At 62.3% G+C, this 18,612-nt stretch carries 17 protein-coding genes; 6 read left to right on the top strand and 11 right to left on the bottom strand.

Annotation, left to right across the window (positions count from 1 at the left end; translation table 11 throughout):
• Positions 1 to 4: 4 nt before the first annotated feature.
• Positions 5 to 916 (top strand): 4-hydroxybenzoate octaprenyltransferase, encoded by a 912-nt coding sequence (gene ubiA, locus ACZ9HU_RS19060; RefSeq protein WP_476107334.1) that lies wholly within the window; start codon positions 5 to 7, stop codon positions 914 to 916.
• On the opposite strand, the gene ACZ9HU_RS19055 is transcribed toward ubiA, so the two are convergent.
• From ACZ9HU_RS19055 to ACZ9HU_RS19040, 4 genes are all read right to left on the bottom strand, one after another.
• Positions 913 to 4,350, bottom strand: a complete 3,438-nt coding sequence (locus ACZ9HU_RS19055; RefSeq protein ID WP_476107332.1) for a chromosome segregation SMC family protein — start codon at positions 4,348 to 4,350, stop codon at positions 913 to 915. The genes ubiA and ACZ9HU_RS19055 overlap by 4 nt on opposite strands.
• A gap of 9 nt (positions 4,351 to 4,359) precedes the next feature.
• Positions 4,360 to 5,112, bottom strand: coding sequence for a thioredoxin domain-containing protein (locus tag ACZ9HU_RS19050; protein WP_476107330.1), 753 nt, complete (start codon positions 5,110 to 5,112; stop codon positions 4,360 to 4,362).
• Between the two features lie 84 nt (positions 5,113 to 5,196).
• Positions 5,197 to 5,913, bottom strand: coding sequence for a thioredoxin domain-containing protein (locus ACZ9HU_RS19045; RefSeq protein WP_476107326.1), 717 nt, complete (start codon positions 5,911 to 5,913; stop codon positions 5,197 to 5,199).
• 29 nt (positions 5,914 to 5,942) lie between these two features.
• Positions 5,943 to 6,524, bottom strand: coding sequence for a DUF721 domain-containing protein (locus ACZ9HU_RS19040; protein ID WP_476107324.1), 582 nt, complete (start codon positions 6,522 to 6,524; stop codon positions 5,943 to 5,945).
• A 28-nt stretch (positions 6,525 to 6,552) separates the two neighbouring features.
• Between ACZ9HU_RS19040 and ACZ9HU_RS19035 the strand changes: the two genes are divergently transcribed.
• Complete coding sequence (locus ACZ9HU_RS19035; protein ID WP_476107322.1) at positions 6,553 to 7,623, top strand: A/G-specific adenine glycosylase; 1,071 nt, start codon at positions 6,553 to 6,555, stop codon at positions 7,621 to 7,623.
• 2 nt (positions 7,624 to 7,625) lie between these two features.
• Positions 7,626 to 8,507, top strand: a complete 882-nt coding sequence (nudC, locus tag ACZ9HU_RS19030) for an NAD(+) diphosphatase (protein ID WP_476107319.1) — start codon at positions 7,626 to 7,628, stop codon at positions 8,505 to 8,507.
• Here nudC and ACZ9HU_RS19025 read toward each other — a convergent pair.
• Positions 8,504 to 8,911: a DUF1489 domain-containing protein gene (locus ACZ9HU_RS19025; RefSeq protein ID WP_476107316.1), complete on the bottom strand. Its 408-nt coding sequence runs from the start codon at positions 8,909 to 8,911 to the stop codon at positions 8,504 to 8,506. The two genes, nudC and ACZ9HU_RS19025, sit on opposite strands and share 4 nt — an antisense overlap.
• Positions 8,911 to 10,353, bottom strand: coding sequence for a magnesium transporter (gene mgtE / locus ACZ9HU_RS19020; RefSeq protein WP_476107314.1), 1,443 nt, complete (start codon positions 10,351 to 10,353; stop codon positions 8,911 to 8,913). Before mgtE ends, ACZ9HU_RS19025 begins: the two co-directional genes overlap by 1 nt.
• Positions 10,354 to 10,519: 166 nt before the next feature.
• Here mgtE and ACZ9HU_RS19015 point away from each other — a divergent pair, with 166 nt between their 5' ends.
• Entirely contained in the window at positions 10,520 to 10,987 is a 468-nt protein-coding gene (locus ACZ9HU_RS19015; RefSeq protein WP_476107313.1) for a peptidylprolyl isomerase, read from the top strand.
• Positions 10,988 to 11,144: 157 nt separating this feature from the next.
• Positions 11,145 to 12,908, top strand: a complete 1,764-nt coding sequence (locus ACZ9HU_RS19010) for a methyl-accepting chemotaxis protein (RefSeq protein ID WP_476107311.1) — start codon at positions 11,145 to 11,147, stop codon at positions 12,906 to 12,908.
• Here ACZ9HU_RS19010 and ACZ9HU_RS19005 read toward each other — a convergent pair whose 3' ends face one another.
• From ACZ9HU_RS19005 to ACZ9HU_RS18990, 4 genes are read right to left on the bottom strand one after another with little or no spacing between them, the layout of a single operon-like run.
• Positions 12,909 to 13,796, bottom strand: a complete 888-nt coding sequence (locus ACZ9HU_RS19005) for a LysR substrate-binding domain-containing protein (protein WP_476107310.1) — start codon at positions 13,794 to 13,796, stop codon at positions 12,909 to 12,911.
• Between the two features lie 6 nt (positions 13,797 to 13,802).
• The gene (locus ACZ9HU_RS19000; RefSeq protein WP_476107309.1) at positions 13,803 to 14,720 is read right to left on the bottom strand and encodes a hemolysin family protein; all 918 of its coding nucleotides are present in this window, start codon (positions 14,718 to 14,720) and stop codon (positions 13,803 to 13,805) included.
• Positions 14,721 to 14,777: 57 nt separating this feature from the next.
• Complete coding sequence (gene ybeY, locus ACZ9HU_RS18995; RefSeq protein ID WP_476107423.1) at positions 14,778 to 15,272, bottom strand: rRNA maturation RNase YbeY; 495 nt, start codon at positions 15,270 to 15,272, stop codon at positions 14,778 to 14,780.
• A gap of 44 nt (positions 15,273 to 15,316) precedes the next feature.
• Positions 15,317 to 16,369 (bottom strand): PhoH family protein, encoded by a 1,053-nt coding sequence (locus ACZ9HU_RS18990; protein WP_476107307.1) that lies wholly within the window; start codon positions 16,367 to 16,369, stop codon positions 15,317 to 15,319.
• A gap of 282 nt (positions 16,370 to 16,651) precedes the next feature.
• Between ACZ9HU_RS18990 and ACZ9HU_RS18985 the strand changes: the two genes are divergently transcribed.
• On the top strand, positions 16,652 to 17,128 hold the full coding sequence (locus ACZ9HU_RS18985; RefSeq protein ID WP_476107306.1) for an RcnB family protein: 477 nt from the start codon (positions 16,652 to 16,654) through the stop codon (positions 17,126 to 17,128).
• Between the two features lie 64 nt (positions 17,129 to 17,192).
• On the opposite strand, the gene miaB is transcribed toward ACZ9HU_RS18985, so the two are convergent.
• The gene (gene miaB, locus ACZ9HU_RS18980) at positions 17,193 to 18,551 is read right to left on the bottom strand and encodes a tRNA (N6-isopentenyl adenosine(37)-C2)-methylthiotransferase MiaB (RefSeq protein ID WP_476107303.1); all 1,359 of its coding nucleotides are present in this window, start codon (positions 18,549 to 18,551) and stop codon (positions 17,193 to 17,195) included.
• Between the last annotated feature and the right edge of the window lie 61 nt (positions 18,552 to 18,612).

The following is an 18,612-nucleotide window of genomic DNA, read 5'->3' as shown; positions in this document are numbered from 1 at the left end:
CGGCATGAGTGACACCGTCCAGATCGTACCCGACAGCGAGCATCGCGGCATCATGGGCCTTTTGCCCGCCGCGGCAAGGGATTATGCTTCTCTGGCCCGGCTTGATCGACCGATTGGCTGGTGGCTGCTGTTCTGGCCCTGCGCATGGGGCGTGCTGCTGGCGGGCGGCGAGCGTCGCTGGGGCCTGATGCTCTGGCTTTTGTTGGGTAGCATCGTGATGCGCGGCGCGGGCTGTGTTTATAATGACATTGTCGATGTGGACATTGACCGCCGGGTGGCCCGCACGGCCCTGCGCCCGATTGCCAGTGGGCGGGTCAGCAAGAAGGCCGCATGGGCGTGGTTGATCGGTCTGTGCCTGATCGGCTTTGTTGTCCTGTTGCAATTGCATTGGCGTGCCCAATTGGTGGCCTTGTTCAGCCTGGCTCTGGTCGCGGCCTATCCCTTTATGAAGCGGATTACGGGTTGGCCGCAGGCGTGGTTGGGGCTGGTGTTCACATGGGGCGCGCCGGTCGGCTGGGTCGAAATGCGCGGGTTTGATGGGCTGGGCACGCTGGCGCTGCTCTATGCCGGTTGCTGGGCATGGTGCATGGCCTATGACACGATCTATGCGCTTCAGGACCGCGAGGATGATGCGCTGGTTGGCATCGGTTCTTCGGCCCTGTCCTTTGGTCGCCTTGTCCATCTGGGCGTTGGTGCGCTTTACACTATGGCGCTGGGCTGTTGGGCGGGCGCGCTGTGGCTGGTGCGCGGTGATGTGCTGGGACTGTTGGCGCTTTTGCCGGTGGCGCTGCATTTCCTGTGGCAAGTGGGAACGCTGAAACAGGACGACGGCGGCAATGCCTTGGCCCGGTTTCGCTCCAACCGTTTTGCCGGTCTGCTGATGGCGCTGGCCTGTTGGGTGGTGGGGAACGCCTAACTCGCCTCGGCCAGTAACTGTTCGGCGGCGCTCAAATCCACGCTGACCAATCGGGATACGCCGCGCTCGACCATGGTGACGCCGAACAGGCGGTGCATCCGGCTCATCGTCACGGCATTGTGGGTGACGACCAGATAGCGCGTCTCGGTCTCACGCGTCATCGCCTCAAGCAGGTCGCAGAACCGCTCGATATTCGCATCATCAAGCGGCGCGTCCACTTCGTCCAGAACGCAGATTGGCGAGGGGTTGGTCAAAAACAGGGCAAAGATCAGCGCCACCGCCGTCAACGCCTGTTCCCCACCCGATAGCAGGGTCAGTGATTGCAGCCGCTTGCCGGGAGGTTGTGCAAATATCTCCAGCCCGGCCTCCAGCGGATCGTCCGAATCGACCAGCGCCAGATGCGCCATTCCGGCATCATTCGGCCCGCCCTGAAACAGCGTGGTAAAAAGGCGGCGGAAATGGCCATCGACGGCCTCAAAAGCGGCGCGCAGCCTTTCGCGCCCTTCGCGGTTCAAATTGCCGATCGATCCGCGCAACCGATTGACCGCCTCGGCCAGTTCGGCCCGTTCACGGATCGATTCGCCTGCGCGTTCCTCGGCGGCGGCCAATTCCTGTGCAGCGACCAGATTGACCGGTCCCAACCGCTCGCGATCCGCGCCATATTGCTCCATCGTGCGCGTTTCCTCGCCGGCGTTGCGCACGTCGGCGTCGGCAAAGCCAAAGCGCTCGGTCAGCAGGGGCGGCGGACACTGAAATCTCTCGCCCGACATGCGGTTGAGTTCGGCGCGGCGTTGATCTTCATTTTCGGATCGTGCCTGCGCACCGGCCCGCGCCTCACGGGCTGATAGCAGTTCTTCTTGCGCCATGGACAATTCGCGATCGGCCTCGGACGCGGCCTGTTTGGCCGCCTCCATCGCAGCTTCGGCTTGGGCCAAAGCGGATTGCAGCGTTTCGCGTTCAAGTTCGGCGCCGTGCATTTCGGCCTCGATGGCGGGCGGGCGGGCGGCATGGACGGCGCGCTCCTGCGCGATTTCCTCGATCCTGCCCGCCATCTGCGCCAGTCTTTTCGCCGCGTCCCCCGCGCGATTTTGCCAGTTCCGGATTTCGCCCGTTTGGGCATGCACCCGCTCACGCGCAACGGCCATGGTCTGATCCTGTGCCGCCAGCAGGGCGGTGGCCGATTGGTGATGGCTTCGGGCGGCCTCGTGGCGCATTTGGGCCGCTTGCAACATGGCTCTGCCTGTTTCGGGCGCAGGCAGGGCGGCGCGGCGCGCTACGGCGGCTTGATGCTCAGTTTGGGCTTGCAGGAACTGCTGCGTCAAATCCTGTGCGGCGGCCTGCAATTCGGCGCGGCGGGTGGCGGCGCGGTCGCGGGCGGCCTCTGCCGCGTCCATGGCGCGAAGGGCGGCGCGTTCCGCATCGGCGGCGCCTGCAACTTCGCGCTCCAAACCGGCGGCCTGTATCTGAATTTCGGACAAGGTGCGGGTGATCTCCTCCGCTCGCCCTTCCGCCTTTGCCACGGCATCGCGCAGCGGTGGGATCTGGGTTTCTAAGGAAAGGAAGCGGTTATCCGCCTCCATCCTTGCCGCCTCGGCCGCGCCTTCGCCGCGCGCAACAAAGCCGTCCCAGCGCCGGACATGGCCCGCCCGTGTCACCAGCCATTCGCCGGGGGAAAGGGCGCGCCCATCGTCAACTTCATCCACCCAAACCAACGCCAAACGCGCCGCCAGTTCGGGCGGGCAATCGGGCACGAATTGAGCCAGACTTTGCGTAACCGGCGGTGGTGGTGTTGCCCCGGTCCAGAACCTGCCTTCGCCGCTTGCCTCGCCCAACGGCGCCTTGGCATCGCGACCAAGGACTGCGGCCAGAGCGCGTTCATAGCCTGGAGCGGCGCGTATATGGTCAAGGGCAAGGCGGCGTCCGGCGGCATTCTTTTGCGCCTTGGCCCGTGCTTCGCGGTCGCGTTGCAGGGCGTGAAACTCACGCTCAATACCGCTCAGATCGGCCCGAGCCTGGGACAGCGCGCTGGCCGCGGCATCGCGTTGCGCCAGCAGTTCAGCGCGCCTTTGCTGTGAGGTGGCAAGCTGTTCCCGCGCCTGCGCCAGTTTCGCACTTGCTTCATCGCGGCACTGCGTCGCGTTGGCCAGATCGGCAATCGGATCACCGGCCCTGTCCAAGGCAGCAAGCGCCTCCGCATTGCGCGCCAGATCGGCTTGGCAGCGCTGCACCCGGTTTTGGGCTTGGGCAATCTCGGCCTCTGCCACGCGCCATTCGGCCTCAACGCTGGCCTGCTGGGCATTGGCCTGCGCATAGGCAATCTCGGCCGCCCGCGCATTGCTGTCGGCTTCTTGCAAGGCTTGCACCATCGCGGGGCGTTGCGCTTCGGCTTCGTTCAGGCGCCGCCGCGCATCCTCCAATTCGCCTTGCAGGTTTTGCAGCGCGGCGGCGGCATCGCGGGTCAGTTGATCCGCCTCGGCGCGGTCGCTTTCCAGTCTGGCCTGTTGCCGGTCCAGATCGTTTAGTTTTGCCCGCGCCGCCTCCAACTGGCTGGTCAGGGTTGAGAGGCGGTGGCCGATGGCGCTGGCTGCCTCACGCGCGGTGCCGACGCCGTCACGGGTGGAGATCAGATCTTTTGCGGCCTTGGCCTGTGCGGTTTGTGCGGCATCGGCGCGGGTTTGCGCTACGCTGACCCTTTCCTGCGCCTGACGCGCTTCGGCCTTGGCACGGTCGGCGGCCTGCGCCGCTTCGCGCCAGCGTGCAAACAGCACCCGCGCCTCGGCCACACGGATTTGCTCGGACAGGTGGCGATAGCGTTCCGCCGCGCGCGCCTGTCGCCGCAAGGACAGGATTCTTGTCTCCAGCCCCGCCATCAGGTCTTCGAGCCGGGACAGATTGGCCTCGGTCGCGCGCAATTTCTGTTCCGCATCGCGGCGGCGGACATGCAGGCCCGCAATTCCTGCCGCTTCTTCCAGCATGGCGCGGCGTTCGGCGGGGCGGGCGTTGATGACGGCGGCAATGCGCCCCTGACTGACCAGAGCGGGGGAATGCGCGCCGGTGGCAGCATCGGCAAAAACCAGCGCCACATCCTTTTGCCGCGCATCGCGCCCGTTAATGCGATAGGCCGATCCCGCGCCGCGCTCGATCCGGCGCACGACCTCCAGTTCCTCGCCCGCGCTGTCATCGGCGGACAGGATCACTTCGGCAAAATCGCGCGGCGGGCGGGTGGCCGTGCCCGCAAAGATCACGTCCTCCATCCCCCCGCCGCGCAACGACTTGGGGCTGCTTTCGCCCATCACCCAGCGGATGGCCTCCAGCAGATTGGATTTGCCGCAGCCGTTGGGGCCAACCACACCGGTCAGCCCCGGCTCTATGCGCAATTCGGCAGGCTCAACAAAGCTTTTGAAGCCTGAAAGTTTGAGCCGCCGAAAACGCATGAATGCCTATCAGGCGCCCGCAGCCTTTAGAGCGGCTTCGACATTCTTCCACTCGGCGCCTTCGACCTTGTTGTTGTTGATGAACACGGTCGGGGTCGAACTGATGCCCTTGGCGCTGATCGCTTCGGAAGCCTTGGCGACGGCCTCGGCGCGGGGCAGGTCGGCCAGGCACTGGCGCTGCTGCGCTTCGGGCAGGCCGCGCGCGGTGAAGAAAGCGGTATAGCCAAGCGCATCGGCAATGGCGGGATAACGCTGGGCCGCGGGCAGTTTCATCGCGGCCGAGGCCTGATCATACTGTTCCTTGGTTTGTGAATTCAACGCGTCGAAATTGGTATAGACCTGTTCGATCAGACCAAAGAACGTATCATCGCCGCCGCAACGAGCCAGAACCGTCAACGGAATATCTTGCGGGTGGATGGCAAAGCTGCGGAATTCAAGGCTCACCTTGCCGCTGGAAATATAGGTGCCGTTAAGCGCGCTCATTCCGTCTTGCGCCAGTTTTGCGCAATGGGGGCACGAGAGCGAACCATATTCCACCATCTTGATCGGCGCATTGGGGTTGCCGACGATGACGCCATCGCCATCCTCGGTCTTGGTAAAGGTTTCGGTCCACTGCTTGCCCGCCGGCGGGGCAACGGCGGCGACGCTGCCGGCCGGCGCGCTGGCGCCGCCTTCGGATTTGTTGCAGGCGGCCAGTCCCAGTGCGAGCGGGGCCATGGCCAAAATCGCCAGATTACGGGTGGAAAGCGGGGCAAACGTCATCGTAAAGCCTATCCTTGGCAGGGTTGTTTGCGAAAAATCTAGCGCAGAGTGGATGCGCCAAGAAGTAATTACTTGTCGCAAGGGTTACTTGAGCGCTGCACTCAGCTTGGGCTGCAATCCGGCCCAGTCATGTTCCTCCAGCATCTTGCCATCCAGCACGAAGGTAGGCGTGCCGGTTGCGCCCAATTCCTGCGCTTCCTTGGTCTGGGCGATGATGCGGCGAAGTGTCGCCTCATTGGCGAAACAGGCATCGGCCTGCGTGCGGGTCAGGCCCGCGCCAGCGGCAATGTCATAGAATTTCAGGTCCGAGGCAATGGCGCGCATCCGCACCGGCATCTGCCCTTCGTTCCAGCGCTTGGTCTGTTCCTCGCTCAGCTTTTGCGCAAGGGCGATCCATTGGTCCTGCTGGGCCAGAAACTTGTGGTGCAGGGGGAAGAATTTCACTGGCGGGACGCAATTGGTCAGCATGGCGATCGTGATGTCCAGCGGGTCGCGCAGCAGGTGGCGCACCTCGAACGACAATTGTCCGCCGCCCACCGGCCCCATACGCAGCGGCAGAGCCGTTTCCGCCTCAAAATGGGCGCAGTGCGAGCAGGTATAACTCATATATTCGACCAGCTTGTGCGGGGCGGCCGGATTGCCCTGAATATGCCCGCCGACCGGGCTGACGCTGGCTTTGGCTCCCCACGCGCCGCTGGCCACGGGTTTTGCCGCAGGCTTTGCGGGCGCCGCCGATACAGGGGCGCTCATCAAACCAAGCGCCAGAGACACAGCGGCCATCATGCGAAGGGGAAGGAACATGCAGGGTCCTTTGCTGGAAACGGAATGAGTTACGCCTCGTCCTGTCGGGCGATGCTGCGGGCAAGCGATTCGAGAACCGCCTTCAATTCGGGATCACCAATATCGCGCAGCGAGTCGCCAAGCTCGATCGGGATGGGTTTCAGACTGGGCGGCGCGGCGCGGGCCGGGCTCTGCGGGCGGGCCATGACCTCGCCCTGTCGCATCTTGACCTTGGACACCGCCTGATAACCGAAAAAGCGGTTCACGCGCTCGATGATTTCGGGGATCACATGGGTGATGATCGGCGCATGGGCGGGCAATACCACCAATTGCAGGATGCCGTCGCTCTTTTCACCGGGCGGGAAACGGATCGCTTCGGGCATACAGACATTGGCGTGATGGGGGCCGACGATTTCGGGCCACCGCGTCACCACGCTGGATTGGACAAAGCCAAAGCGGCGAAAGGCCGTGCGGCCAATTTCGGGCATCAATTCGGATATGGGGCGCGCCTGTCCCCCACGCGGGCGTTCATAGGGTTGACCGGCACGCGTCTTTGACCCGCCCGCTTTCCCATCGCGCGGCGAAGCAGGGCTCTTGGTGCCCTTTGGTGAATGTGGCCTATCCCTTTCCATGCCATCTCAGCCATGCCATAGCCGCCCCATGGATGCCAGAGCCCAGAGCGTGAAATGCGGTAAAGCGGAAAGTGATCGCGCAGGTTCTGTCGCCGCCGCCTTGCTCGATTGGTACGATGCCCATGCGCGAAGCCTGCCGTGGCGCGCGCCGCCGGGGGCGAATGGCGCCGATCCCTATCGTGTATGGCTGTCCGAAGTGATGCTGCAACAGACCACTGTGGCGGCGGTCATCCCGTATTTTGAAAAGTTTACCTCTCGCTGGCCGGATGTAGGCGCCTTGGCGGCTGCGCCAGAGGATGAGGTGATGGCCGCATGGGCCGGACTTGGCTATTATTCGCGTGCGCGGCGTCTGGTCGAATGCGCAAGGGTTGTGGCGGACATGGGCGCGTTCCCACAGGATGAGGCGGGGCTGCGCGCTTTGCCGGGGTTGGGGGCCTATACGGCGGCGGCGGTGGCGGCGATTGCTTTTGGACAACGCGCCGTTGTGGTGGACGCCAATGTGGAGCGCGTCGTCTCGCGCCTGTTTGCCATTGATGAGCCATTGCCCGCAGGCCGCGCCGCCATTCGGGTTGCCGCCGACACCATCACGCCCGACGTGCGCAGCGGTGATTTCGCCCAAGCGATGATGGATCTGGGCGCAGGCATTTGCAGTGTCCGCGCGCCGCAATGCCTGATCTGCCCCCTGCGCGCCCATTGCGCGGGGCAATCACGGGCCGAACAATTGCCCGTCAAACCGCCCAAAAAGGCCAAAGCGCAGCGGATGGGCCATGCCTATTGGATCGAACGCGATGGTGCGGTCTGGCTGATCCGGCGTCCGGCATCGGGCATGTTGGGTGGGATGCGCGCCTTGCCCGATGATGGATGGAATGCGAAAACCGACGGGTCTGCATCGCCCCCCGCCGCTGGTGACTGGCGTGAGGTTGGGCGCGTCACGCATGTCTTTACCCATGTCGCATTGGAATTGGTTGTCATGGTTTCGCCGTGCGTTGATACGCCGCTGGGCGATGGCGAGTGGTGGCCGCTGGCCAAACTTGACGAGGCAGGCTTGCCTACGCTCTATGCCCGCGCGGCCGGTGTTGCGATGGCCAGAAAAGGATGAATATGCGTCCCCCCATAACCTTTACCGGCAACCCTTTGGACCGTGCCGATGCGGTGCGTTCCGATCCTGCACGTCTGGCGGCGCTGTGGACGAATGGCGCGAAATTACTGACCATGGACGGGCTGGAGCCGCGCCTTGACAGTGGCGATCTGGTTTGGACCACGATGGATCAGGCCCCCGAGGGTGAGGTGGTATTCCTTGGGCTGGACGCCAATGGGATCGGCCATTTCGCGCCTGTGCCCAGTCCGGATCAGGCCAGCACGGCACCCGCCAGCTTCAATCTGTGGCAGGCGCTGAATGGAATGGAAGGCGGCGATATCGCGATCTATGGCGCGGCGCGCGCGCTGGTCGGATGGCACGCCCGCCATCGGTTCTGCGCGCGCTGTGGCGGGGGCACCCAGATCGCCAAGGGTGGATGGCAGAGGGATTGCGGGTCGTGCGGAACGCCTCATTTCCCCCGTACCGATCCGGTGGTCATTATGTCGGTGGAACATGAGGGCCGAATCTTGCTTGGCCGCCAGCCACGCTTTCCGCCTCATCGCTATTCCGCTTTGGCCGGGTTTGTAGAACCGGGTGAAAGCATCGAAGAAGCCGTCGCGCGCGAGATTTTTGAAGAGGCCGGCGTCAAGGTCCATGACGTGCGTTATGTCGCCAGCCAGCCCTGGCCTTTCCCATCCAGCCTGATGATCGCGGCCCATGCCTTTACCGATGACCCGGCGCTGACCATCGACCGAAATGAATTGGAAGATGCCCGTTGGTTCACGCGCGACGAAGTGGTCGAGGCCATGGCGGCGCGCAATCGGGGCGAGGATGGCGTGGCCTTTAGCGCACCGTCCAAAACGGCCGTGGCGTGGCATTTGATGGCGGATTGGCTGGGGTTCTAAACCAACCCCAACTTCGCCAATTCCGCCGCCACGTTCGCGGGCAGGACGTCGCCGCCATCGCCGCTGGCCAGATCGGCGGGGGCGTCTTTTGCCTCCAGATAGCGCCAGCCCTGATGCGCGCGGCGCGGGGTGGGGACGACCTCGATCAATTTGGTCGAAATCAGGATCGCGGTGCGCCCGCCTTCATCTTCTTCAAAGCCCAGAATTTCGCTGCGCGCCACCAATTGGTGTTTGAAAATCCAGAACAGCGATCCGCCGATCATTTCCTCGGCGCGCTTGGGCCGGTTACGCGTGGTCAGGCGCGCAATTTCCGCCCCGCCACGGCGACCGTCGGGGGCAAACCATTCGTGGATTTCGGCCATGGATTGCGCACCATAGGCCACTTTCGTCATGTTAAGAGGCATCAGGCAAGCCCGGTAAGTACGGCAAGGCCGAGGAAAGAGAAGAACCCCATGACATCGGTGGCGGTCGTTACAAATACGGCCGAAGAGACAGCTGGATCAATCCGCAAACGGTCCAGCGACACCGGCACCAGAATGCCGGCCAACCCCGCCACCAGATTGTTGATCACCATGGCCGCGCCAATTACCGCCCCCAGATGCGGATTGCTGAACAGCAATGTCGTGCCTGTGCCGATCATCAGCCCCAGCGACAGACCATTGGCCATGGCGATGCGCAATTCACGCAAGACCATGCGGACGGTGTTCGAACTGGTCAATTCATTGGTGGCAATGGCGCGCACCACCACGGCCAGCGTTTGCGTGCCCGCATTGCCGCCCATGCCCGACACAATCGGCATCAACACCGCCAGCAATGCAAATCGCGCGATCGCACCCTGAAACAGGCCGACGACCGAGGATGCGATGATCGCCGTGCCCAGATTGACCACCAGCCATGACAGGCGCGTGCGCACCGTCATCAGGATCGGTTCGTTAATGTCGCCATCACCCGCACCCGACAGGCGCAGGATGTCTTCGCTGGCTTCTTCCTGAATGATGTGGACGACGTCGTCGACGGTGATCTGACCGACCAGACGCCCGCTTTCATCGACAACCGCGGCTGAAATCAGCGCGTATTTCTGGAAACGCAGCGCGACTTCTTCCTGATCCATCGTCACGGGGATCAGCGTCTGGTCACGCTTCATCACATTGGACAGGGTCACATGGCGGTCGGTACGCAAAACCCATGACAATTGGCACGTGCCCACCGGATGATGGCGCGCATCGACAATGAACACTTCCCAGAATTCGGTGGCCAGATCCTTGTTGTCGCGCAGATAGTGGATCAATTCGCCCACCGTCATATGCTCGCCCACCGCGATATAATCGCGGCTCATCAGGCGGCCTGCGGTTTCCTCCGGATAGGCCAGCGCCGATTCGATGGCGGCGCGCTCTTCCGGCTCCATCTCGGCCAGAACCGCCTGCTGTTCGTCCGGTTCAAGGTCTTCGAGCAGGGCGACCGCGTCGTCGGTCTCCATCTCCTCGGCAATGTCGGCGATATCTTCGGCGGACAATTCATCGACCAGTCCTTCGCGGACGTGGTCGTTCAATTCGGCAAAGACCTCGCCGCCCATCAGGTCGGAGATGGCATTGGCCAGAGCGGGGCGTTCATCGGCGTCGATCTGTTCAAACAGGTCGGCGATGTCGGCCGGGTGCAAAGGTTCGACCAGCGCATAGACCGCATCAACCTCGCCCGCGTCCAGCGCATTGCGGACGCGGCGGACAAAGTCGCTCTTTAACTGATTATCTTCGTCCAGACTGTCATGGCGCGTGTTTTCCTCCACCGGCTCAACAGCGGCGGCGGTGAATTCCTCGGTGGCTTGTGTTTCGACAGGCTCGACGGTCATGGGAGAAGGGGATTAGGCATTAAGCGAATAAAAGCAACCTTGCAGGATGCGTTTAGCGCAATGCTTCGCACAAACTGCTGGCCATGGGCGCGGGGCGCCTTTATCAGCGCGGCCAGAATATAGGGCGATGATGGCCAATCCTCGCCAATCCCACAGGAGCTTTACCATGGCCGACGAAATTCTCACCTTCACCGTGGATACCGGCAACGGCATTGGCGATGTTGTTATCAAGCTGCGCCCTGATCTGGCCCCCGGCCACGTCGAACGTATCAAGGAACTGGTCGGCGAAGGTTTCTATGACGGCATCACGTTCCACCGCGTGATCCCCGGCTTTATGGCTCAGGGCGGCTGCCCCAACGGCACCGGCACCGGCGGCAGCGACAAGCCCGACCTGAAGGCTGAATTCAACAACGAAAAGCATGTTCGCGGCGTGTGCTCGATGGCGCGCACCTCGTACCCGCACTCGGCCAACAGCCAGTTCTTCATCTGCTTTGACGACGCCACCTTCCTTGACCGTCAGTACACGGTTTGGGGCGTGGTTCAGTCGGGCATGGAATTCATCGACGCGCTGCCCAAGGGCGAACCGCCGCGTAATCCGGGCAAGATCGTGAAGGCTGTCGTTTCGGCCGCATAATGATCTGGCCGTCCCGCGCATCCTCAATGGGATGTTCGGGACGGCCTTGCTTTTTTGAATTGTTAACCCCGTATCCGGGCAAGCCCATAGGTGTCGGTTCAAGCGATCTCTACCCGTGGTGAAGGATAGTAAACGGACAGTCTCGAGAGGATAGTCCGTGCTCGCTCGCGCAAAAATCAAAACACTGGTCGCCGCCGGGTCGCTTTCGCTGGCCGCCATTATCGGAATGGGGGCCTCTTTGGCCGTGCAGGGCGCATCATCCATGCGCACCGATGTCGAATATATGGCCGGCAATTCCTTGCCCAGTGTGGATAAGCTCAATTCGGTTATCGTCGATTTTGAAATTGCCCGCATACGCATGGCCCGCATGCTTTTGGCGCCATCGCCGGATGAAGCCGCCAAGCAATCCGAATCGCTCAATACCGCGCTGGCTGATGCCGAAAAGGGCATTGCCGAATATAAAAAGCTGCTGAGCGACCCGGAAGACGCTAGGCTTTACGACAACATCGTCCAACGCTGGCAAGTGTTTCGACAGGATGTTGAAGTTATTCGTCAGGCAGTGTTGAGCAATCAGCATGAACGCGCCGCCACACTGTTTAACGGTGACATTGTTTCTCATTCACGCGCGTTGCAAGCAGGGATTGAGGCGGACAAGGACTACAACGTCAAATTGGTCAACGGCATTGCGGCCCGCGTCCTGTCGCAGGCCGATACGGCGATACAGCGCAATATTATCCTTGGCCTGTTGGGCGTCGGCATTGGCATTCTGGTGATGCTGATGTTTTCCTGGCGTGTCACGCGGCCGGTTTCGCAATTGAAGGACGCGATGGGCGATATGGCTCTGGGCGATCTGGATCGTGACATTCCGGGCATCGAAAAGGCGGATGAACTGGGCGATATCGCCCGCGCTCTGGAAGCGATCCGTCGATCCATTGCCGAACGCAGCCGCGCCGAAGCCGAGGGCAAGTTGATGGCCCAGCAAAGGATCACCGGCGCGCTGGAGCGTGGTCTGGCGGCCTTGCGTCAGGGGCGTCTGGATGAGCGGCTCGATGAAGCCTTTCCGCCCGAATATGAGCAATTGCGGACGGACTTCAACTCCACCGCGGCCTCGCTCTCTGAACAGATTTCGGCGGTTTCCATGTCGTCCAACGCGGTGCGTTCGGGGGCGGGCGAAATCTCCTCTGCGGCGCAAGATTTGGCGCATCGCACCGAGGTGCAGGCAGCATCACTGGGTCAGACGGCCAACACTGTGCGTGAACTCGCCAATTCCGTGGCCGAGGCCGGTCAGGGCGTCAGCAATGTCGCCAGCGCCGCCCATGAAGCCGAGCAGGAAGCATCCACCAGCGGCGAATTGATGCGCGGCGCGGTGTCGGCGATGCAGTCGATCGCGGCGACCTCGGAAAAGATGCGTTCGATTGTTGAAATCATCGACGGTATCTCGTTCCAGACCAACCTTCTGGCGCTGAACGCCGGGGTCGAGGCGGCGCGTGCGGGCGATGCCGGGCGCGGCTTTGCCGTCGTGGCCACCGAGGTACGCAATCTGGCCGAGCGCAGCGCCTTGGCGGCCAAGGAGATTGGCTCACTGATCGTCCATTCGGGCGAGGAAGTGCGCATGGGCGTCGATATGGTCAGCCGCACCCAATCCAGCCTTGAGCGCATTGTCGAGCGCTCGACGGCAGTGGCTGAGATGCTCTCACGGCTGGCCGAAACCACGGCGCAGCAATCCGAGGCGATCAATGGCGTCAACAAGGTCATCAACGAACTGGATATGGCGACCCAGCAAAATGCCGCATTGGTCGAGGAATCGACCGCCGCATCGCGATCGCTGGCCCATGAGGCCGAACGACTGTCGGGCGTGGTTCAGCGATTTACGCTGGCCCGCCGCGCGATGGGCGATGCCAGCGCTCGCTACGCAGCCTGATCAAAGGCCCGCTTTGATCAGCCAATCGTGGAACATCCGCACCGGGCGCGTTTCCAGCGCGCGCGGGCGGCAAACGAACCAATAGCTGTACGGGCTGTCGATATCGGCATCGAACAGACGTACCAGACGGTCATCGCCCGGGCGCAGGAAGTGGTCATCATGGACGATGGCGATGCCAAGCCCCTGAACCGCCGCGGCAATGATCAATTGGGCCGAGTCGAAATGGTCGATGGCGGCCGGTTCCAATCGTTCCAGCCCCAGCGCGCCCTTCCACACGTCCAGACTTTCCGGCAGGTCGGTCGAGATTACGAAGGTCTGCTTGGACAGGCGGGCCAGATCGGGCTTCTCGCCAATTTCCGCCGCCAACGCGGGCGAGGCGAAGGCGTGGATCTTGTTATGATCAAGCCGGACCGAATGGAGCGCCGGATCGGGTTCCTTTGACAGGACGATGGCCGCGTCAATCGAATCGCCCAGTTCCGATTCCAGCTGTGCGCCCGTGTCAAAGTCGATGTGCAGGCGCGGATGCAGCTTGCGCAATTCGGGCAGGCGCGGAAACAGGCGGGTGCCGGCAAACAGCGCAGGCACGCCCAGATGCAGGCGCATGACATTGCTGGCCTCCATCTGCGATTCGACCGCTTCGGCCAGATCTTCCAGCTTTGGGCTGACCGCCGCGTAAAAGGCATGGCCGTCATCGGTCAGCTTCATCGCCTGATGCTGGCGCGTGAACAGGCGTTTGCCCACGAAATCTTCCAGCGCGCCAACGCGGCGTGACAGGGCGGACGGGCTCAGGCCCAATTCGCTGGCCGCCGCCTTGGCCGAGCCAAGCCGGACCGTGCGGACAAAGGCTTCCAGCGCGCGCAGAGGGGGCAGGCGGCGGGTGGCGGGCATGGTCGATCAGTCCTCTTGTTCGCCGGATGTGGCGGGCGGATGCAAACGAAGGCGAATCACGTGGCGCTCGTCGGCCTCGGTTACTTCGATGATCCAGCCGCTGGCATGCGCAATTTGCGCGCCCACCGGCGGCACATGGCCGGACAGCACAAAGGCCAGTCCGCCCAAAGTATCGATATCTTCCTCGACTTCGGCAAGGCGCGGATCGACCCGCTTGCCCACTTCGTCAAGTTCGACCTTCGCATCGGCGTCCCATAGACCATCGTCGAGCGGGCGCAGCAATTCGGTTGGGGCGTCATCATGTTCATCCTCGATCTCGCCGACGATTTCCTCGACCAGATCTTCAAAGGTGATGATGCCTTCTGTACCCGAATATTCGTCCACCACCACGGCCAGATGCACCCGGCTTGACCGCATATCGGCCAGAACGTCCAATGCCCCGCGCGCGGTCGGCACGAACAGGGGCTGGCGCATCATGCGGGTCCAGTTGCCCTGTGGCTCCTCGCCCCGGACCAGATAGGGGAATACGTCCTTGATGAGGATCATGCCGATCACTTCATCGAGCGTGTCGCGATAGACCGGCATGCGCGAATGGCCATGTTCGGCAAAGGCGGCCAGCACATCGGGCCATGGCGCATTATGGGCCAACGCAATGATCTGTCCGCGCGGGATGCAGACATCGGCCGCGTCCAGTTCGGAAAAATGCAGCAGGTTGCGCAGCATCTGACGTTCCAGCATCGAAAGGTCGCCCGCTTCGCCGGGGCTGCCTTCTCCCTCATGCTCGTCGATGATGTCTTCCAGATGGGCGCGCAGCGACTGGTCCTGATCGCCCCCGTCAAAGAAGCGCAGAACCTGACGCCATAAAGAGCGCTTACTGTCCGGCTCTCCGAGGCCGGAATCCCCTGTACGGCCCAGATCGGCCACGTTCTATGCTACTCCTCCGGCGCGATGCCGATTAAAAGAATGTCGGTTGCAAGAAGATCAAAGATGATGATCGCCATATGGGTCGGCAATGCCGATCAGCGCAAGCGCCTTTATTTCCAAAATTTCCATGGCGCGGGCATCTTCGTCGGAAATTTCGTGATCCAGCCCGGCCAGATGCAGCAAGCCATGGATGATCAGGTGCGATGCATGATCCTGCAGCGTGATGCCCTTTTCCTCGGCCTCACGCGCGCAGGTTTCAAAGGCCAGCGCAATATCGCCCAGCATTTCGGGCGGCCCGTCATCGGGCAGGTCCAGCAGATCCTCACGCTCCAGCATAGGGAAGGAGAGGACATTGGTCGGCTTGTCTTTGCCGCGCCATTCGGCGTTCAGCACCTGCACCTCTTCATCCGAGGTGAAGATCATGCTGGTGCTCAGGCATTCCTTGGCCAGTTCGGGCGCCACCACGCTCAGCGCCCCTGCCGCGCGGGCGGCAAGGGCTTCCCAATCGGTGGTTTCGGGCCAAGGGGATTCGATATCAATTTCAAGCGTCAGCATAGGTCCGCGTCCCTAAGCGCTGGCGGAGCGATTGTCGAAGATTAATCCTCGTTCTTGCCTTCATAAGCCTCGACGATGCGACCCACGATCGGGTGACGCACAACGTCGCTGCCCTTGAAGCGCACCGTGGCGATGCCCTCGACGCCTTCCAACCGGACAACCGCATCGTTCAACCCACTGGCCGCCATGCCGCCGGGAAGGTCGACCTGCTTGGGATCTCCGCAGATCACCATTCGGCTGTTCATGCCGAAACGGGTCAGGAACATCTTCATCTGCGCCGCCGTGGTGTTCTGCGCCTCGTCAAGGATGACAAAGGCGTCGGCCAGCGTGCGCCCGCGCATGAAGGCAATAGGCGCCACTTCGATTTCGCCATTGGCCAAACGCCGCTCAACCTGTTCGGGCGGCATACAGTCGAACAAAGCATCGTAAAGCGGGCGCAGATAGGGATCGACCTTATCCTTCATGTCACCGGGCAGGAAGCCCAGCTTTTCGCCCGCCTCAACCGCCGGGCGCGACAGGATCAGGCGCTTGACGCTGCCGTTAATGAGCTGGGACACGGCCTGTGCCACGGCGATATAGGTCTTGCCGGTGCCCGCCGGGCCAAGGGCAAAGATCACATCGTTGCGGGCCAGTGCGCGCATATAGTCGATCTGGGTCGGGCTGCGCGGGACAATGGTCTTGCCGCGGGTGCGGATCATGATCGGGGGGTGGGTTTCATCGCCCGAAATGATGCCTTCCAATGTCGGTTCGACCGACATGGCGATCAGCGATTCGACCGCGCCGGCATCCACTTCCTGTCCCGAGAGCAGGCGGCTGTGCATCCCTTGCAGCACTTCGCGTGCGCGGGCGACATTGTCCTCATTGCCTTCGATCAGAATGCGATTGCCCCGCGCCGAGATGTAAACACCCAGCCGGTTTTCGATCAGCACCAGATTGGAATCAAACTGGCCAAACAGCGCGCCCAATATTGTCGGCTCGTCAAACTCAAGCTCGGTTCGCGCTCGTCGGGACGGGTTCGATCGAGCGTTCGGGCTGCGGAATGGGGCCACATCCTCGATGGGGTCAAAAGCGGCGCGGATCTGTTTGCGGGCCATGTGCTCCTTGTCTGTGGCCGGAATCTCCAGACCGGCTCACACGGGTAAAGATACGCCTGACCATGCCATCCGCCAAGAGCGATCAAACATCGTGGTGGTGGAAAAGCGTAGGCGGCGCATTTCTGGCGGCGCTCAAAGGCGTTGTTACAAATTGATACAAACCTGACTGAGGTCTGAGCATCCAATTCCAAATGGGTTCATGGCCACATCTCCATAAGGGCTTCATCGGGACCAGACCCAATCCATCGGAACGGTCCCATGCGAAGTTCAAAGGAGAGTAAGATGCGTAAGATTTTGATGCTGGCGCTGGCCGCTGCGACCATCGCTCCGACCGCCGCCTCGGCGCAGAGCGCCCATGAATTGCGCCGCGATCAGCGCGACATCGCCCGTGAACATCGCGAAATCCATCGTGATCTGGCGCGCGGCGACTATCGTGAAGCCCGCCGTGACATGCGCGATCTGCGCGAAGCGCGACAGGAATATCGCGAAGACTGGCGTGATTATCGCCGCGCCCATGGCGATGTCTTCCGCGGCCCTGCCTATGTCGGCCCGCGCGGATATGCCTATCGCCCTGTAACGCCGGGCTATCGCTTTGCGCCGGATTATTACCACCGCCGTTACTGGATTGCCAATCCGATGGCCTACCGTCTGCCGCCTCCGGGCATCAACCAGCGTTGGGTGCGTTATGGCCGAGACGTGGTGCGGATTGACCTGCGATCGGGCCGCGTCCTCCAGGTCTATGGCTCGTTCTTTTACTGATACAGCGCGCTTCGGTCGGGAAGCTGTGCTGGGCCGCCCCTTCCGCAAGGAGGGGGCGGTTTCCTTATGCCAGAACCTTGCCAGAGAGCGAATTCGGCCCGGCCTGAACCAGTTCGGCGCGAACCAGATCGCCCACCGCGTAATCGCCCTCGAAATGAACCGATTGCAACCAGGGTGACTTGCCCAGCCATTGGTTCTGCAACTTGCCTTTGCGTTCGACCAGAACCTCGCAGGTGCGGCCGAGGCTGTTGCGGTTGAACGCATGCTGGTCGCGGTTCAGAGCGTCCTGAAGGTGCTTCAACCGGTCATCCATCACCTCGGCGGCGATTTGGTTGTCCATCGTGGCGGCGGGCGTGCCGGGGCGCGGAGAATACTTAAAGCTGAAGGCCTGCGCATAGCCCACCGCATCGATCAGCGCGATGGTTTCGGCAAAATGCTCTTCGCTCTCGCCGGGGAAACCGACGATGAAGTCACCCGACAGGGCAATATCAGGCCGCGCTTCACGCACGCGTTCCAGCAGGCGCAAATAGCTTTCTGCCGTATGGCTGCGGTTCATGGCTTTCAGGATGTGATTGCTGCCCGATTGCACCGGCAAGTGCAGGAAAGGCATGAGCTTTTCCACTTCGCCATGCGCGGCGATCAGGCCGTCGGTCATGTCATTGGGATGGCTGGTGGTGTAACGGATGCGCGCCAGACCATCGATCGTGGCCAGATCGCGGATCAACCCGTCAAGGCCGACTGCCTGCCCCTTATGATTCTCGCCGCTCCACGCATTCACATTCTGGCCCAGCAGGGTGATTTCCTTGGCGCCCGCTTCGACCAGACGCTGCGCCTCGGTGATCAGATCGGCATAGGGACGGCTGATTTCCGCCCCGCGCGTATACGGCACCACGCAATAGGTGCAGAATTTGTCGCATCCTTCCTGAACCGTCAGGAAGGCGGTGGGTCCAACGCTGCGACGCTTGGGCAGGGCGGCGAATTTCGCGTCGGCGGGCATGTCCGTGTCGGTCACGCGTTCGCCATCGACCGCCCGCGCAATCATCTCGGGCAGGCGGTGATAGGCCTGTGGCCCCACCACCATCTTGACCACGGGCGCGCGGGCCATGATTTCCTCACCCTCGGCCTGCGCCACGCAACCGGCCACCGCGATCAATGGGGCGGTGCCATCTTCGCGGCGCCAGTCCTTTACCAGTCGGCCAATGTCGGAATAGACCTTCTCGGCCGCCTTTTCGCGGATGTGGCATGTGTTGAGCACGACCAGATCGGCCTCCTCGCCTTCGGGGGCGGGGGCGATGCCTTGGCTGGCCAGCAATTCTTCCATGCGCTGACCGTCATAGACGTTCATCTGACAGCCGAAGCTTTTGACGCGATAGGTGCGGGGCGCGGCAACCGGTGACGTGCGGGGGGCGGAAATAGCAGACATAGCGCGGGCCGTTACGCGAAATCGGGGCAAAAATGAAGGGGCGATGCAGTGCCTGTCCGGT

It is taken from the genome of Novosphingobium sp. Sphag1I, from assembly GCF_056279125.1.
The sequence above is the reverse complement of the archived record's forward strand: the minus strand, read 5'-3'. Positions and strand labels throughout refer to the sequence as shown.

Coding starts and splice junctions, on each gene's coding strand:
- ACZ9HU_RS18985 (WP_476107306.1), top strand. CDS start 16,652: ATGCGTAAGATTTTGATGCTGGCGCTGGCCGCTGCGACCATCGCTCCG.
- miaB (WP_476107303.1), bottom strand. CDS start 18,551: ATGTCTGCTATTTCCGCCCCCCGCACGTCACCGGTTGCCGCGCCCCGC.
- ubiA (WP_476107334.1), top strand. CDS start 5: ATGAGTGACACCGTCCAGATCGTACCCGACAGCGAGCATCGCGGCATC.
- ACZ9HU_RS19025 (WP_476107316.1), bottom strand. CDS start 8,911: ATGCCTCTTAACATGACGAAAGTGGCCTATGGTGCGCAATCCATGGCC.
- mgtE (WP_476107314.1), bottom strand. CDS start 10,353: ATGACCGTCGAGCCTGTCGAAACACAAGCCACCGAGGAATTCACCGCC.
- ACZ9HU_RS19035 (WP_476107322.1), top strand. CDS start 6,553: ATGGATGCCAGAGCCCAGAGCGTGAAATGCGGTAAAGCGGAAAGTGAT.
- nudC (WP_476107319.1), top strand. CDS start 7,626: ATGCGTCCCCCCATAACCTTTACCGGCAACCCTTTGGACCGTGCCGAT.
- ACZ9HU_RS19005 (WP_476107310.1), bottom strand. CDS start 13,796: ATGCCCGCCACCCGCCGCCTGCCCCCTCTGCGCGCGCTGGAAGCCTTT.
- ACZ9HU_RS19015 (WP_476107313.1), top strand. CDS start 10,520: ATGGCCGACGAAATTCTCACCTTCACCGTGGATACCGGCAACGGCATT.
- ACZ9HU_RS18990 (WP_476107307.1), bottom strand. CDS start 16,369: ATGGCCCGCAAACAGATCCGCGCCGCTTTTGACCCCATCGAGGATGTG.
- ACZ9HU_RS19055 (WP_476107332.1), bottom strand. CDS start 4,350: ATGCGTTTTCGGCGGCTCAAACTTTCAGGCTTCAAAAGCTTTGTTGAG.
- ACZ9HU_RS19040 (WP_476107324.1), bottom strand. CDS start 6,524: ATGGAAAGGGATAGGCCACATTCACCAAAGGGCACCAAGAGCCCTGCT.
- ACZ9HU_RS19045 (WP_476107326.1), bottom strand. CDS start 5,913: ATGTTCCTTCCCCTTCGCATGATGGCCGCTGTGTCTCTGGCGCTTGGT.
- ACZ9HU_RS19050 (WP_476107330.1), bottom strand. CDS start 5,112: ATGACGTTTGCCCCGCTTTCCACCCGTAATCTGGCGATTTTGGCCATG.